18 protein-coding genes are annotated in these 14,616 nt (G+C 34.1%); 11 read left to right on the top strand and 7 right to left on the bottom strand.

Annotated elements, in window-relative coordinates; all coding sequences use genetic code 11:
- Both JNUCC51_RS01240 and JNUCC51_RS01235 read right to left on the bottom strand, forming a co-directional pair.
- Positions 1-1,056 carry a FecCD family ABC transporter permease gene (locus tag JNUCC51_RS01240; protein WP_337990461.1) on the bottom strand — a complete coding sequence of 352 codons (1,056 nt, stop codon included), beginning with the start codon at positions 1,054-1,056 and terminating at the stop codon, positions 1-3.
- Entirely contained in the window at positions 1,056-2,057 is a 1,002-nt protein-coding gene (locus tag JNUCC51_RS01235; RefSeq protein ID WP_337992170.1) for a FecCD family ABC transporter permease, read from the bottom strand. The genes JNUCC51_RS01240 and JNUCC51_RS01235 overlap by 1 nt, the downstream gene beginning before the upstream one ends.
- A 171-nt stretch (positions 2,058-2,228) precedes the next feature.
- Here JNUCC51_RS01235 and JNUCC51_RS01230 point away from each other — a divergent pair, with 171 nt between their 5' ends.
- Together JNUCC51_RS01230 and JNUCC51_RS01225 are read left to right on the top strand one after the other, a co-directional pair.
- Positions 2,229-3,209 carry an ABC transporter substrate-binding protein gene (locus JNUCC51_RS01230; RefSeq protein WP_337990460.1) on the top strand — a complete coding sequence of 327 codons (981 nt, stop codon included), beginning with the start codon at positions 2,229-2,231 and terminating at the stop codon, positions 3,207-3,209.
- Positions 3,210-3,675: 466 nt separating this feature from the next.
- Positions 3,676-3,912 (top strand): DUF5316 domain-containing protein, encoded by a 237-nt coding sequence (locus JNUCC51_RS01225; RefSeq protein ID WP_337990459.1) that lies wholly within the window; start codon positions 3,676-3,678, stop codon positions 3,910-3,912.
- A 208-nt stretch (positions 3,913-4,120) separates the two neighbouring features.
- On the opposite strand, the gene JNUCC51_RS01220 is transcribed toward JNUCC51_RS01225, so the two are convergent.
- Positions 4,121-4,333 carry a YjcZ family sporulation protein gene (locus JNUCC51_RS01220; protein WP_100542121.1) on the bottom strand — a complete coding sequence of 71 codons (213 nt, stop codon included), beginning with the start codon at positions 4,331-4,333 and terminating at the stop codon, positions 4,121-4,123.
- Positions 4,334-4,702: 369 nt separating this feature from the next.
- Here JNUCC51_RS01220 and JNUCC51_RS01215 point away from each other — a divergent pair, with 369 nt between their 5' ends.
- Positions 4,703-4,984, top strand: coding sequence for a hypothetical protein (locus JNUCC51_RS01215; protein ID WP_337990458.1), 282 nt, complete (start codon positions 4,703-4,705; stop codon positions 4,982-4,984).
- Between the two features lie 99 nt (positions 4,985-5,083).
- On the opposite strand, the gene JNUCC51_RS01210 is transcribed toward JNUCC51_RS01215, so the two are convergent.
- The gene (locus JNUCC51_RS01210; RefSeq protein WP_337990457.1) at positions 5,084-5,389 is read right to left on the bottom strand and encodes a DUF3784 domain-containing protein; all 306 of its coding nucleotides are present in this window, start codon (positions 5,387-5,389) and stop codon (positions 5,084-5,086) included.
- 491 nt (positions 5,390-5,880) lie between these two features.
- Positions 5,881-6,405 carry an NUDIX domain-containing protein gene (locus JNUCC51_RS01205; protein WP_337990456.1) on the bottom strand — a complete coding sequence of 175 codons (525 nt, stop codon included), beginning with the start codon at positions 6,403-6,405 and terminating at the stop codon, positions 5,881-5,883.
- A gap of 343 nt (positions 6,406-6,748) precedes the next feature.
- On the opposite strand from JNUCC51_RS01205, the gene JNUCC51_RS01200 reads away from it, so the two are divergent.
- The 8 genes from JNUCC51_RS01200 to JNUCC51_RS01165 all read left to right on the top strand — a co-directional run bounded on the left by JNUCC51_RS01200 (position 6,749) and on the right by JNUCC51_RS01165 (position 12,256).
- Complete coding sequence (locus JNUCC51_RS01200; RefSeq protein WP_134026372.1) at positions 6,749-7,057, top strand: hypothetical protein; 309 nt, start codon at positions 6,749-6,751, stop codon at positions 7,055-7,057.
- Positions 7,058-7,351: 294 nt separating this feature from the next.
- Complete coding sequence (locus tag JNUCC51_RS01195) at positions 7,352-7,771, top strand: hypothetical protein (RefSeq protein ID WP_337990455.1); 420 nt, start codon at positions 7,352-7,354, stop codon at positions 7,769-7,771.
- Positions 7,772-7,954: 183 nt separating this feature from the next.
- Complete coding sequence (locus JNUCC51_RS01190) at positions 7,955-8,572, top strand: helix-turn-helix domain-containing protein (RefSeq protein ID WP_337990454.1); 618 nt, start codon at positions 7,955-7,957, stop codon at positions 8,570-8,572.
- Position 8,573: 1 nt separating this feature from the next.
- Positions 8,574-9,125 (top strand): hypothetical protein, encoded by a 552-nt coding sequence (locus JNUCC51_RS01185; RefSeq protein WP_337990453.1) that lies wholly within the window; start codon positions 8,574-8,576, stop codon positions 9,123-9,125.
- A 123-nt stretch (positions 9,126-9,248) separates the two neighbouring features.
- Complete coding sequence (locus JNUCC51_RS01180; RefSeq protein ID WP_337990452.1) at positions 9,249-9,833, top strand: hypothetical protein; 585 nt, start codon at positions 9,249-9,251, stop codon at positions 9,831-9,833.
- A 292-nt stretch (positions 9,834-10,125) separates the two neighbouring features.
- Positions 10,126-10,458 carry a DUF1093 domain-containing protein gene (locus JNUCC51_RS01175; RefSeq protein ID WP_337990451.1) on the top strand — a complete coding sequence of 111 codons (333 nt, stop codon included), beginning with the start codon at positions 10,126-10,128 and terminating at the stop codon, positions 10,456-10,458.
- 338 nt (positions 10,459-10,796) lie between these two features.
- Positions 10,797-11,528, top strand: a complete 732-nt coding sequence (locus JNUCC51_RS01170) for a MerR family transcriptional regulator (protein ID WP_337990450.1) — start codon at positions 10,797-10,799, stop codon at positions 11,526-11,528.
- Positions 11,525-12,256, top strand: coding sequence for a CPBP family intramembrane glutamic endopeptidase (locus JNUCC51_RS01165; protein WP_337990449.1), 732 nt, complete (start codon positions 11,525-11,527; stop codon positions 12,254-12,256). Before JNUCC51_RS01170 ends, JNUCC51_RS01165 begins: the two co-directional genes overlap by 4 nt.
- 894 nt (positions 12,257-13,150) lie before the next feature.
- Here JNUCC51_RS01165 and JNUCC51_RS01160 read toward each other — a convergent pair.
- Positions 13,151-13,768 carry an NUDIX hydrolase gene (locus JNUCC51_RS01160; protein WP_337990448.1) on the bottom strand — a complete coding sequence of 206 codons (618 nt, stop codon included), beginning with the start codon at positions 13,766-13,768 and terminating at the stop codon, positions 13,151-13,153.
- A complete protein-coding gene (locus JNUCC51_RS01155; RefSeq protein ID WP_337990447.1) occupies positions 13,758-14,411 on the bottom strand; it encodes an HAD family hydrolase in 654 nt (217 codons plus the stop codon). The genes JNUCC51_RS01160 and JNUCC51_RS01155 overlap by 11 nt, the downstream gene beginning before the upstream one ends.
- Positions 14,412-14,616 lie beyond the last annotated feature (205 nt).

Below are 14,616 nucleotides of genomic sequence, written 5' to 3'. Positions count from 1 at the left end.
TTATTTTCTAGGGTTTCTAAATAATAAATAGATGAAATAAGGAGCACCAATGGCAGCTGTAAACACACCAGCTGGTACTTCTAAAGGATTAAATGCAGTTCGTCCGATAATATCTGCTACCATTACTAGTAAAGCGCCAATTGCAGCAGATGTCGGTATTAGAACACCGAATGAAGGCCCTACAATTCGTCTCGCAATATGAGGTGCCATTAAACCGACAAAACCGATAGCTCCTGCAAAAGAAATAGCACTAGCAACTAGACTTGAACTTAATAGTAATAAGAATAAACGAGTTTTTTGTACAGATTGTCCTAAACTAGCAGATGTATCATCACCCAATTCTTGAACATTTAATTGTCGTGTAATAAAAAATGTTATTAGTAGCAGGATTAATATCAATGGAACTACAATTTGAACTTGACTCCAATCTGCACTTTTAACGCTCCCTGTAATCCACTTATTGGCTTCACTGGCTTGATAGATGGGTCCGATAATCATCAACATCGTCGTAATGGCTTGCATAAATGCAGAGACTCCGATACCGATTAATACAAGACGGGTAGGTGTCACACCATCTTTCCAAGCAAATATGTAAACAATAAGTCCAACAATGGTTGCTCCGATAAAACCTGCGAGGGGTAACCATTCAATACTAACTGTTAAGGAATGATTGGAATCACTAAACATTGCTAAAAAACCAACAACCGCAGCTCCACCACCAGCAGAAATACCGATAATATCGGGGGAGGCTAATGGGTTTTTGATAATTCCTTGTAATATTGCTCCTGCTACCGCTAATGCCATTCCAGCAAAAGCAGCAATAAAAATTCTAGGCATTCGGAAATCAACAATAATTAATTGATCAAAGTCAGATCCCTTGCCAATGAGGACTTGTAAAACTTTAATTGGATTTATAAATGAATCACCAAATGAGGCACTAAAGAAAAAAACAGCTAGTGCAATAATGCTAATTAAGGTAAGTTTTTTGGAAGCTTTTATATCAAGTAAAAAGGATACTTTATCTTGTAGTAAACGTATTGTTTTTAAATTTTTCATTATTTTTTTCCACCTTTTCGCGCAAGGTAAATAAAGAATGGTGTACCGATCATGGCTGTCATTACTCCTACTGGTACTTCTTGAGGCATAATGATATAGCGTGCTGCAACGTCCGCTAACAATAATAGAATGCCACCTAATAGTGCAGCCATTGGAATGAGCCAACGATGATCTGTGCCAACAAACTTGCGCGCAAAATGGGGTACCACAATTCCTACAAACCCTATAGGACCAGCTATTGCAACCGAACCACCTGCTAATAAAATAACAATAAGACCTACCATCAACTTCATGAATCCTAGTGGTAGTCCTAGGCCTCTCGCTACATCGTCTCCAAGGGCAAGAATATTCATTTTGGAAGAAATCAATAGAGCAGCAATCCATCCAATAACTAAATAAGGAAGTACAGATAAAAGGATTTCAAGCTTTCTCCCTTGTACGGAACCAGCTAACCAAAACAATACTTGTTCGAGTTCTGCTTCATTTGTTGCTAATAAACCTTGAGTAAAAGAAGCAAATAATGCACTAATAGCGGCACCTGCTAAAGTTATTTTGACTGGCGTTACCGCGTCCCGTCCAGCCGAACTAATAGCATAAACAGATAGAGCAGCAATCGTGGCACCTAAAAATGCAATCCATGCAAAAGATTGCAAACTTGATACATGGAAGAAAATCATTGCAAATACGACGGCAAACCCAGCTCCCGCATTAATTCCTAATATTCCTGGAGATGCTAAAGGATTTTTTGTTAATGTCTGCATGAGCACACCTGTAATAGCTAAGGAAGCACCCACACAAGTAGCGATTAGAGCTCTTGGAATACGAACATTTTGAATAATAATATGCTCGTTAGAATGATTAAACTGTGTAAAAGATTCAATAGTCGTTTGAATGGACGTATTTGCATAGCCGTATACAATACTTATCCCCATACAAAGGAGTAGGAGGGATGTTCCTACTATTAATGCAATTGTTTTTGAAAAATTATTTTTTAAAATCATATAAACTTGTACTCTTCTTTCAATAGAATGTGCTTGTAAAATAGTTAAATAAATTATTGACAATGATAGATTCTTACAATATGATTAATTTCGTTATCAGTAGATGAAAGTGATTCTCATTATCATTAAATCCACTTAAACATTCTATCATATACGTTGGGGGAAGAAAAGATGCAAAAGGCATTTCAAAAACTACTAGTTTTGCTTACTGTTGTCGCTGTATTTGTTTTAGCTGCATGTGGCAATAATAAGGAAAACACAAAAGAAGAAAGTTCAGCTGTGGGTAATTCTTACAGTGTCGAACATGCAATGGGAACAACTGAAATTAAAGACACGCCAAAACGTGTTGTCGTTTTAACTAACGAAGGAACAGAAGCACTTCTAGCTTTAGGTATTAAGCCGGTAGGGGCAGTGAAAGCATTTTCAGGTGATCCTTGGTATGACCATTTAAAGGATAAGATGGAAGGCGTAGAAGTTGTTGGGGTTGAAAGTGAAATTAACATTGAAAAAATAGCTTCTTTAAAACCAGATTTAATCATTGGAAATAAAATAAGACAAGAGAAAGAATATGCAAAATTAAGCAAGATTGCTCCGACAGTTTTCGCAGAGACATTACGCGGTGATTGGCAAGATAACTTTAAACTTTATTCAAAAGCGGTAAATCAAGAAGCTAAAGGCGAAGAAGTTTTAAAAGCATACAATGAAAAAGTTCAAGCTGTTAAAGAAAAGCTTGGCGATAAAACAAACCAAGAGGTTTCATTCGTACGCTTTATGGCCGATAAATCTCGAATCTACTATACAGATTCATTCTCTGGTGTTATTTTTGATTCATTAGGATTCAAACGTGTACCAGAGCAAGCAGAACTATTTAAAGATAATGCGAAATTAGGCAAATTAGCTGTTGAGGTAGGAAAAGAAGTAATTCCTAAAATGGACGGAGATGTACTTTTCTACTTTACTTACATGCCAACAGATGATGATTCAACATTAGCTACTGAAAAAGAATGGACAGAAGATCCACTATGGAAAAACCTAAGTGCAGTACAAAAAGGGAATGTCCATAAAGTTGACGATGTAATTTGGAACACAGCAGGCGGAATCCTAGCTGCCGAAATTATGCTTGACCAAATTGAAGAAATCTTTACTAAATAATAATAACCTGAATTAAAAAAGCGCTATACATTCATTGATGATGAATGTATAGCGTTTTTCATTTGCGCAAGTTTCGACAGCGACCACATTGAAGACTCTAGCTCTATCCAAAATCACGAAATCATTTTATGTTCACGAAGAAAAGAGAGACAATCTATTTTCACTTTAACTAACACATATTTCTTCTATTGAAACAATAATCATCCTTTTTAATGGCTAATCATTTTCAGAGGTAGCCAGGCCAGTGTAACAATAATTCCAACTAACATAAATTTGGCTAGGTGGGCTTATTACCTCAAGAAGGGTGGAAACAATATCATACATAGTTACAATAAAGTCCAAGTGAAAAATTTACCTTATAGTTGAAACAAAATATGTAATTAAACGTAAAATAAAAAAGGGGGCGTTTGAACTGAGGTATTTATTAATTGGTGTTCTATTATCACTTTGCGGTGTTTTGATATCGATGATCATTTGGGGAATGGAAAAGATTTATTTAGTTTCAGGCACGATTGGCTGTATCTTCTTTGTAATTTCAATGATTTTTTCAGGATCCATGGTTAGTGGGGATAGGATGAGGGCAAATCTTGCTTCCGAAACGACAGAACACAGGGATGAACGCAATAAAATCACTTTAAATTCCTTATACATTGCTTTACCAAATATTATAGTTGCGGTTTTATTTTATTATTTAAGAAAATGATAAGTTGAAAAAAAAATAAAAGGCCACTTGGACAGAAGTGACCTTTTTAGTTTTAAATTGTAGTATGTTAGGCTGGTTAGTTATCCTACTATTACTAGGTATATGATTTTTAGCAACAGAGGTTATGGAAATGATTAATTGTGACAATGATAAATAGCATTAACTTTTTTCGTTATAGAACTGAATAGAAACTAAATTATTGGAAAATTTAATACATGAATGTTGCACCAACAATGATTAAAAGAATGAATAGAACTACAATTAATGCGAATGCTGAACCATGGCCTCCGCCATGGCCATATCCATAGTAACCGCCACCGCAGCCACCGCCGTAGTAACCACCTCCGCCGTAGCCACCACCGTAGCCACCGCCATATCCTCCGTAACAACAGTTACCATAATTTCCACCGTAATATCCCATGAAATATCCCTCCCTTCTACAATCTATAATATGCACAGGTGTACAAAGGAAGGGAGGTTATTCATCTTGGTTTTTCACAGTTTGAATTAAAAATCCCAAAAAATTAATGATAAAAGAGTTACTAATTTTAACTTTCTTCTAGCTGGTAGCGAAAACGCAGCGTCAGCTACAAGTGTTTTCTGTAACGAAAGTGAAACGACAGGTACAGATGTTATTTGTACCGAAAGCGAAGCGACAGGTACAGAAGTCTCCCACTTGCTTTCATAGGAGATAAAATGAGAAAACAACATTTTTATAGAATAATAAAATTGAAACTAATCCAAATTTCAATCGTATAAAATAAGGAAGGTTATTAGGAGGTGTTTGTCTATGCCATTTATTGGGGTGGCTTTTTTAACTTTTTCAATCGTATGTTACGTACCGTTCTTCATCTGGCTTTCGGCTAGTTATCTAAATAACGGTGATCAATCAAAAAGAAAAAAAAACTTTTGGTTATTATTGGTGACAGTTGGATTATTAAATCCTTTGAACTTATTATTATTTAAGTTTCAGGATACATATTCTTTAGTAGTAACAATCATCATCATTTTATTATTTAGCCTATACATGTTTTCTGTTGTTCGGAAAGATAAAAGAAAAAGTATCGTTTAGTGGTGGAATGACTAACAAAAACGTTACAACTGTGACACAATAAATAATCCCCTAGAAGTAGACAATGTACACGTCTAATTTCAAGGGGATATTTTACTTTTAAAGTGGTTTATTAATTATTTGTTTCCAGACCAAAGTTGCTACTGTACCTAGACATATACAAACGGCATATATAATACCGCTAATGTTACCCCAAAATTCAAGTCCAAAAGGTAATAGAAAAGTAGCGATACCTACTATGTATGAGAAAATACCAAATAGCTTAGCTAGTTTATCTTTATCGCCAATAAAATTTTCTTCTTGGTAACCAGCTATAAGCCAAAGTTTCTTTTTTATATGGACTAGATAACCCATGAAAATAAAAATAAAAGCAAGAACAATACATGTAATATATCCACCAATCATTTTAAGTCTCCTCACATATGTTAGTTTTAAATAAATATACGAATATAACAAGAAAAAGGTTTTCCAAATTATTACTGCAGTTAATTTATTTCGCAATAGTAGAAGCGACAATCAAAAATAAATGATAGAACTACTAAAATAATATAAGAGTGACATTAATCTAAAAAAGAGTTTAGAGGGAAGGTATGGATATAAAAGCCTGGAAGTAATCATACAAAATCTGAGATATTTCATTGAATAATGCTTATATCTTTATCAGTATATGTATGAAAAAGTTAAGGGATTTCGGATAACAATGAAAGACAAATAGATAAGGGTCACTTGAACCAAAGTGACCCTAAACCACAAACTAGGAGGTGCAAAGCTAGGTTAGCTTTACACTACTATTAATATGATTTGGTAGCTATATTTATATAGTGAAATGCCTGAGAATTAGATTAAAAAAATAAATTTATAGGTAAGGTTTTAAAATTTTGTATCAATCACTTTTTCTACATGCTGTTCTTATTTATTTTATAAGAAGGCTTGTTACTTAAAGCTGCTTGTAATATTGTGTTTGCAAACTCATGGTCATTAATTACATAAGGAACTTCTTCCGGCTCAACCCAAATGCGCGAAATCGTTTCATGCTCTCGAAGAAATGGGAAACACTCTTGAATTTCCATGCTATAAAACATTTGATATCCGATTAAAGGGTACTTACTACTATCAGCATTGAATAAAGGGTTTTCTTCGTGACTGACTTCAATTGCTCCAATGAAGTTAATATTCCCAATTACATAACCTTCTTCCAATGCCTCTCTATGAAATGCTTCTTCAGGTGTTTCTCCTATTTCTATATGACCTCCGGGAAAGTTAAATCCTCTCCCGTCTACATGAACTAACAAAACATTCCCTTGATAAAAACAAACTCCGTGTACACTTGTTACTTTGCTGAAATCGTCAATTCTATGATTTTGTAACCATGTCAGTTTAAGTTGATGCCCGCTCCAGTTCACATAAGTTTGGTTGTTCATATGGTACCTCCCTTATTACTAATTAATAAAGTCATTATATTCCCATTTTAGTTAATTGGAAGATTTATGTATATTAATTTTAAACTCTGTTTTTAGTCTCCGGATGCAATTAAACAGTGCATATTTCCTTTAAAGTAAAGATTATTGAAGCGGTATCTAAGAGTTAATGAATTTAGCATGTAAAACTAAACAAAAATACAAAAAGTGTCACATTTAACTAGGTGTGGCTTTTTCTAATGCATTTACTAGCTATGAATAGAAGAGATGGGTGCAATCTTAATGCCATTAAATTAAGGTGTAGCCATATTTGTCATCAACTTTATGCAATGAAAGAGGTGGTACTATGCAAATAACAGATGGTACATGGACATTTGATTCGGAAACGATCGATGAAGCGGCAAAAAAATTACAACGAGATGAGCAGGAGAGGGAGATGCTAAATGCGTTTGCTCGGTATGCTTACCTTCGTTACAAGCAGATTAGAGATTGTGTAAACCCTCGGAAATGTAAATACATGAGAATTGATCAAGTGCGTGAACAATTAAAATCACCAGCCAAACTACGAAAAGTTAGCAGTCGATTCAATATTTCAGAAGAAGAAGTGCTTTACATTGTAGAGTTTGTGAAAAAGTATTTGAAGTATGTTAAATAAATGTAATTCTCCCGGTCAAAAATTTCAACCGGGAGATTGTTATTTTTCGTAAACTCTAATACCTTGTTCCCCAGATCAAATTTCACAAAGCAGTTTATTGTTTCTTTAGAAGTGGGAATGTCATATGAAGCCGATTGTGTTCTGGTCCGTCTCGAACTTAATGATTTTTTTCATTCTTTACTCGAATTTGTCTAAAGAGGAATGATAATGAAAAAGCCTTGTAAGCAAGGTTATCATTTCTCATCTTTCTACACTATATAGTATTATTATGTTTAGATTAAGGAGTGTGAGAGTATGAGATTTATTAAATTTCTTCTGGTCATTGTCATTTTACTCGGTGTTATAGGTTATGGGGTTTATCATTATGGTATAAAATTTGCATCCGATAAAGTTGTTAATACTATTTCAACAGAATTAGAAGAAAGCGGTCAAATGGATGAAATTAAAAATACGATTGAAAGTGACCCTCAATTAAAATCATTTATGGAAGAGGCTAAAACTGCAGACAGCAGCAAGCTACCGTTTACAACAAAAGAAGAGGCTACAAAAGTAATTATTCAAAAAGTTGGTATTTCGGAGCTTAATAATATAAGAACGAAAGTACAAAATGGTTCAATGACGAAAGAGCAGGTTATACAAGAAATGGAAGGTAAATTAACAGACGAAGAAATGACGGCTCTAAAAGTAGTTGTTTATAAAGAGTTATATAAATAAAACGTTGAAGGACCATAAAAAGGAAAAAACAGGACGTGCTATTGCAGCATGTCCTTATTTTTTTGCCTTCTTAAGCGATGATATTCTTTTTTTATCAAAATTATTAGTCCCTTATTTTATGTCAAATCAGTATATAAGTTAATGAATGACTCAACGTACTTATAAAACAAAAGGTGGGACATTATGGCAATATTTAGAGTTCGTAAAAAGGAGAATTATGTTGTGTTGGACAAAGGGTTTCTGAATGACACTCGCTTAAGTTGGAAAGCAAAAGGTTTGCTTGCTTACATGTTGTCATTGCCAGATGATTGGTCTTTTTGTATTTCTGATTTAGCCACTCATAGCAAATGCAGTCGTGAATCTACTGCTAACATTATTAAGGAGCTATCGAAAGTTGGCTATGTTCACAAAGTGCAGGGGAGAACTAATGGGGGTAAATTTAGGAAAGTGGAACTCTCAGTGTTCGAAACGCCACAAGTTGAACCGTTTAGTGAAAATCCGGTAACGGTCAATCCGGTGGTGGATAAACCGTTGACGGAATACCCGTTAACGGAAAAACCGTCAATACTAATTAATAATAAATCACTAAATAATAATTTATTAAATAATAATTATTATAAGAGCCATTCCTCAGAAGAAGACCCTCCAAAACCACAAACAGCATTCCAATGTTATGAGCAAGGTGATGGGGGTCATTGGGGAGGCAGCGAAATCCCGATTAGGTTTGGAATTAGGGGCGTTGATCATAGGAGCCGTTATAGCTTTTCTGAACGTCGGTTGGTATTTACTTCCCTCGGTTAGCATGTTCGTAGAGGAACCGTCGCCAGCAATTTCTTTGGCAGCTCGAATATTACCATCAGGTTGGGCTATGGTAGCGATCGAAGCCGTAAATCGGTCCCATTACTTTTTAGCTGTAGGTGTTCTCTGTGGGTTGGCTTTATTGTGTGGATTACTATTGATGACATGGGCAAGACTGCTGTCAGGGAGCACGAAAAATGAGGCACGTATAAATCGTTATAGCAGAAATAAATCATTGTTTCTTACTTGGGCCAACATTCTAACGCCGAAAACTTCGAAAATTGGGGTAGTTGTTCTTAAGGAACTGAAGACTTGGATGCGTGATCCGCAGCGAGGGCGATTATTGCGTATGGGGCTGTGGACGGGATTATTCTATGGCTTATTTGTATCGTTGAGCGATGTTACTTTATTAATGCCCTGGGTCGGCGTAGTCCTTGTGATGTTCACTTGCATGTTCTCGAACAATCTTTATGGGTTTGATGGCGGTGCTCTTTGGATGACTATTACTACACCGGGTGCAGAGCGAAATGATGTGCGGGGCAGGCAGATTGCATGATTATTGATTGTAGCACCCGTCTCAATCGTAATATCTCTCATATTCCTTTATTTCAGCAAGTTGGACTGGGCATGGGTTTTGGCTCTGCTTCCATCGCTATGGGGTGGAGGAGCAGGACTAATCTTGTTCCTCTCAGTTTACAAACTCATACCTGTGACAGATCCTCATCGGCGTGGACGCGGAACAATTGTCTCTGGCGATGACATGAACGCAGGGAAATTATTTATAACTAATTTATTGTTGTTGATATTGCTGTTTTTTGTTTCGATACCTACAATATTCATTTTGACCTTAGGGACGTTGCTGCTTCAAAACTTACTAATATGGACCGGTGTACCTATGGGATTGTGTACCGGCTTACTCATGTCTTGGTATTTCGGACGCTTGGCATACCGTCGTTTGGAATCTCATGGTTCAGATATCCTCTCTATCATGCACAGCGGCGGAATAACTCAAACTGTGGATAATAAAGTAGCTCAAACAGACGATACCCTTTCTAATCTCTCTGCAGGAAAGTCCGTTTTGGTAGGTCTACTCGTTACGATGGGGATAATCTTCACATTACCACAGGGGATTGTGCCCATTATTCTAAAGCTTTCAGGCGTAAAAGTACGAAGTTGGTTTATTGCTCTATATCTTCCAGAACGTCCAATTACTTATATGCATCTTCTTTGTGCTTGCTGGTGTAAGTGCTTTGATTATAACTAGAATAATAGTTCGTAAACATAAGAATATGTAGCAGTAAAACACAATGATCATTGATTTATCGGTAACAGCTTCGCTAATTACCCTAAAAATTGATCTTCCATAGCGCTTTTACAATAATGCCGGATTTCCTTAGTGTAAAGGAAATCCGGTTTTTTGGAAGCAGTTCGTAGATTTTTTAAAGATGACAATTTTGTCAGCTAACTGTCATGTTGCGAAATTTAAGGTAGTGGAGAGTTTATCTATACTCTTATGTAACGAGACGATTTCGTTATAAAAAGAGGAGGCATAAGAAATGAAGATTATGAAACTCTTAGCAATGACAATGTTATTCACTACTTTCTTAGTTGGTTGTGGTGACAAGGGTGCTTTGATAGAAAAAGACTACTATGTTCAAATTAACGAGGAATTACAATCTCCGAATAGTAATGGTCATTACGTATATGCACAAGTAGGCTATGATAAAGATGGAAATGAAAAGGTTGTAAGTTTTTTTGCAGAAAAACCTTTTAAAGAAGGAACAATCGTCTGTATCCCTAGAAGCTTAGAAGGATATACTGGTGATCCCAAAGTAATTAATATGGATGACTTACCAGAAAATATTAAGGGGAAATTTATTCAGAGCTAGATTCAAGAAGTCATTTTAAATAAATATAAATGTATCTTTAAAACAAAGTTTAACCGTTTGTAAGAAAGTTGTACCGTTTATAAAAAGATGAACTGTTTTTTAGATCTTAGAATGATAATTTATAAAAGTTTGATCAAAAATCCTGTTATATGCAGGATTTTCTCCTTATTCATCAATCGGGCCATTTATTTAAATAAAATAATTACATTTGACTTGGAGATTGTGAAGAAGATTTTTTTGTTCCTGAGTTCTTTATAAATAAAAGCAAAAATCACTATTGATTCTACCGTTACGTTAGAAACTATAATGAATGTATTAAAAGAAAAGGAGAGAAATAAATGATGTTTCCAATTGGTCAATTTTCTAGGAAAACAGGTGTCTCGATCCGTACTCTTCGCTATTATGATGAAATGAACTTGTTAAAGCCATCTTACATTTCGGGAACGGGACGTAGATTTTATGAAAATGAGGATGTAATTACACTACAAAAAATTACAGGATTAAAAACGTTAGGATTTTCGTTAAAAGATATTCAACAGCTAATGAGGCAATCACAATGGGACATAACAGAATCTTTAGAGTACCAAAAGGAGAAATTGCTTCATAAATTGGTGGACATTAAAAAGAATATTGAACTACTTGAATACACAATTTCGTTAGCCCAATCAAATCAGGTAATTGAGCCAGAGATATTTATTGCATTAATTCATAATAATTTACATATAGAATCTCAGCAGCGATGGTTAAAGGGTTATTTACCAAATGAAATTGTAGATGAGAGTTATGATGTATCAAATGGTCAAAACGTTCGTTATGATGCACACTTAATAAACATTATAAATCAATTAAAAATAGCTTATAAAAACCAATTTACGGATATCGAAGTACATACTATTCTCGAAGAGCTTTTTTCTCAAGTACCACAATTATTTAATTGGTTACTAACAGAACCAAAACTTATGGATATACAGTTGGATAGCAAGTTATTTTCGTCACCATTTAGTAAACAAGAAGAAAAATGGTTAATTGAAAAAATAGAGAACATGCTAAAGGAGCATAAAACAAAATGAACATAATATTATGGGGATTCATTGGGTTTACTCTTTTATATGAACCAATTATAGGTTATTGGTTATATCAAAGATTTAAAATACGTGTTCTGACTAATCCAGCAAGCAGGATACACTATTATAAGATTGTTATGCTAGGTTTGTGGTTACCGACACTAATTATTTTAATAGTAGTGGCAAATTCTGAACTTACATTAGAAGAACTACGCGTAATAATGCCGAGTATTAACACAAAAGCATTAGGATCAATTGTTACATATATTGTTATAGGGGGAGCTCTATTATATAGTGTTTTTCTTTTATATTACGCGATTGGATATTTTATAAGTGATAAAGTTAAAAATAAGATGAAAATAATGAAGCAAAAACAAATGAAGCAAATAACGTTTACTGAGTTACTACCTGTTACAAAGAAAGACAAAGCCATTTGGAATAAAGTAGCATGGACAGCAGGGGTCACAGAAGAAATTATTTACCGCGGATTGCTTATATTTGCATTTAACACATTATTTCCAGAATGGTCAATTTGGTTCGTTCTATTGTGTACCTCAATAATATTTGGTCTTGCACATACATATCAGAGTTTATCTGGTGTCATTCGGACAACCATTTTTGGCTTTGTGTTCGGGATGCTTGCAGTCTCATTGAACTCCATAATACCTCTTATACTTCTTCATGCTTTGATTGATTACGTGGGGAAATTAGGCAATGAGAATGAAAAAGATTAAAATTACATATTATTTTCTTTTGATTATTTGTATATGAAATTATTATGGTTGAATTCTTAATTGCAACGCTCTTTTTGATAGGTATTAAATTTTATGCTTACATGAAGAATATTCGAATTAAAACATAAGAAGTGTTATTGATTTTTCCTCTTCAATTGAATACAACTAACTATAGGAACGGTGAAAACCGTTCCTCGTATTACAGTTATTCAACTAAAGGGTGCTTGCCTTTTCATCATCATAAGGGCCATTTTATCTGGAATAGAAAATTAATGAAAATTGCTATGAGTAGAATTTTTAATTTATGTTAAAGAATTAACGCTAGTTTACTGGTATAACGAGGATATTGGAATAGTGCTGAAGAAATAACTGAAATTAAGAGTTTGGACAAAGAATACAAAAATAGATGTATAAATAATCTTGAAAAATTGATTAAGCTAATAAATAGAGATATGGATAATGGAATATTAATTAACGGTTTAGCTCAAGTAATTGAAAAATATTTAATTCCATTGATTGAGGATAAAGTTAATGAGTTGAAAGGTACTACTGAATATTAAGAAGATATAATATATAATATATATATGGGTCCTTTCCACAAACGGGCTCGGTTGTTGAGCAACACAGGAAGAAAATAATCAAACTTTTTTATAAAAACCTAACTTAAAACTGCTAAAGAGGAATTCCTTTTGATCAATCTTTTTTCAAAAGGGATTCTTCTTATTTATCGGAAAATAAGGGTTAGCGAGGTTTTTTGCTCAAACTTTATTTCAAAGCAACAATAAAGCCCAATTTCTTAATATTAAAATTAAGAAATTGGACTTTTCTCAGGAATAGCGCTCGATTGTTAAATCCAATCTTTCTTAGCCAATGATGCCATTAACTTCATAAATTTTAATCAAATATCGTATCTTTATGAGGATCTCTTAAGAATTCAAAAAGCAATTTTATTTGAGTATCTGTATTTCTACCTAAAGAGAGTTTTGGTAAATTATCTTCATGATAAAAGTGTACACCTTTTGTTTCCAAACCATTTCTTGCTTGCCCACCAATAATCTCACATTGAATAAACAATTTATAATAATGATAAGCTTGAGGTGGATGAGGGTGCTTATTCATATCCAATAAAGCAAGTAATTTCGTAGGGACTACATCGTATCCTGCTTCTTCTTTAATTTCCTTGACAATGTTTTCGCTAGGCGACAAACCTATCTCACAGAAACCACCTGGCAAAGACCATCTGTCATCAATTTTTTCTTTTACTAATAGGATTTTATTGTTATTAAATACTGCTCCTCGAACATCTATTTTTGGTGTTTGATAACCTGTTTCATTCGTAAATAAATCCTTGATTTTTTGCATTTCTAATCCAGTGTATTCTCTCATTATCTGGGCACTTAAATTTCTTAATTCTTCATAACGTTCAATATCGTAAACGTCTTTTGAAAAAGTTAATCCTGCCTGGGATATTGATTGGATCTTCTTTGCCCATTCTAACCATTTATAACTCATGACGACTACCTATATTAAGAAAATTAATAAAATGATTCACGCTGTTAAAGAAAGAATTAGGTTTTATATTAAATTCTGAAGCTTGATAATCCTGCGACCACTTAACGCCTACTGTATGTACATTTGCTTCAATTCCTGCTTGTATATCAGCATCACTATCTCCAACATACATAGCCTCATTATTTCGCACACTTAATAATGATAGTGCCTTGATTAGTCCCTCTGGATGAGGTTTTGGGTTACTAACATCATCGCCTGTTATTATGACATCAAACAGATGAACCATTTGAAGAGCTTTTAGTGAAATATCTAAACTCCTTCTTGCTTTGCCTGTAACGATACCTATTTTAATACCATTGTCTTTTAAATGTTTGATCATTTCATCAATTTCCACATTATGTTTAACTAAGTTTGAATGGTTCTCTAAATACTTTTTATAATACATTTCAATAGCTTGCGCTGTATTTGGATTTATTAGATTTTCTCTAATAATTCCGGTTTCTGATGGCCCGAACATTGCTTTAATTTCTTCTGAAGAAAGGTCTTTATTGTCAAATTCTTTGAAGACATTCTGAAAGGCGTAATAACAAATCGGTAATGTGTTTGCTAAAGTTCCATCAAAGTCAAAAATAATAGCTTTCATAAAATCCATCCCTTCATTTTTCTGTTCTAATTCCAATATTATCAAATAAAAAATTTGAAAGGGGTTAAATTTATGAAATTTTCCAGAAACATTCGAAAAAGAAAGGGAAGTGTTCAGGAAGCCGAAAATGACTGTTGTAGTTGAGAGGTCACAACTAACATAGAAACAGAATGCTTTAAATAGATAGTTCTTGAACAGATGAAAA

It is taken from the genome of Lysinibacillus sp. JNUCC 51 (assembly GCF_015999525.1).
In the GTDB taxonomy this organism is placed as follows: domain Bacteria; phylum Bacillota; class Bacilli; order Bacillales_A; family Planococcaceae; genus Lysinibacillus; species Lysinibacillus xylanilyticus.
Note: the sequence above shows the minus strand (reverse complement) of the source record. Positions and strands in the feature narration are given on the sequence as shown.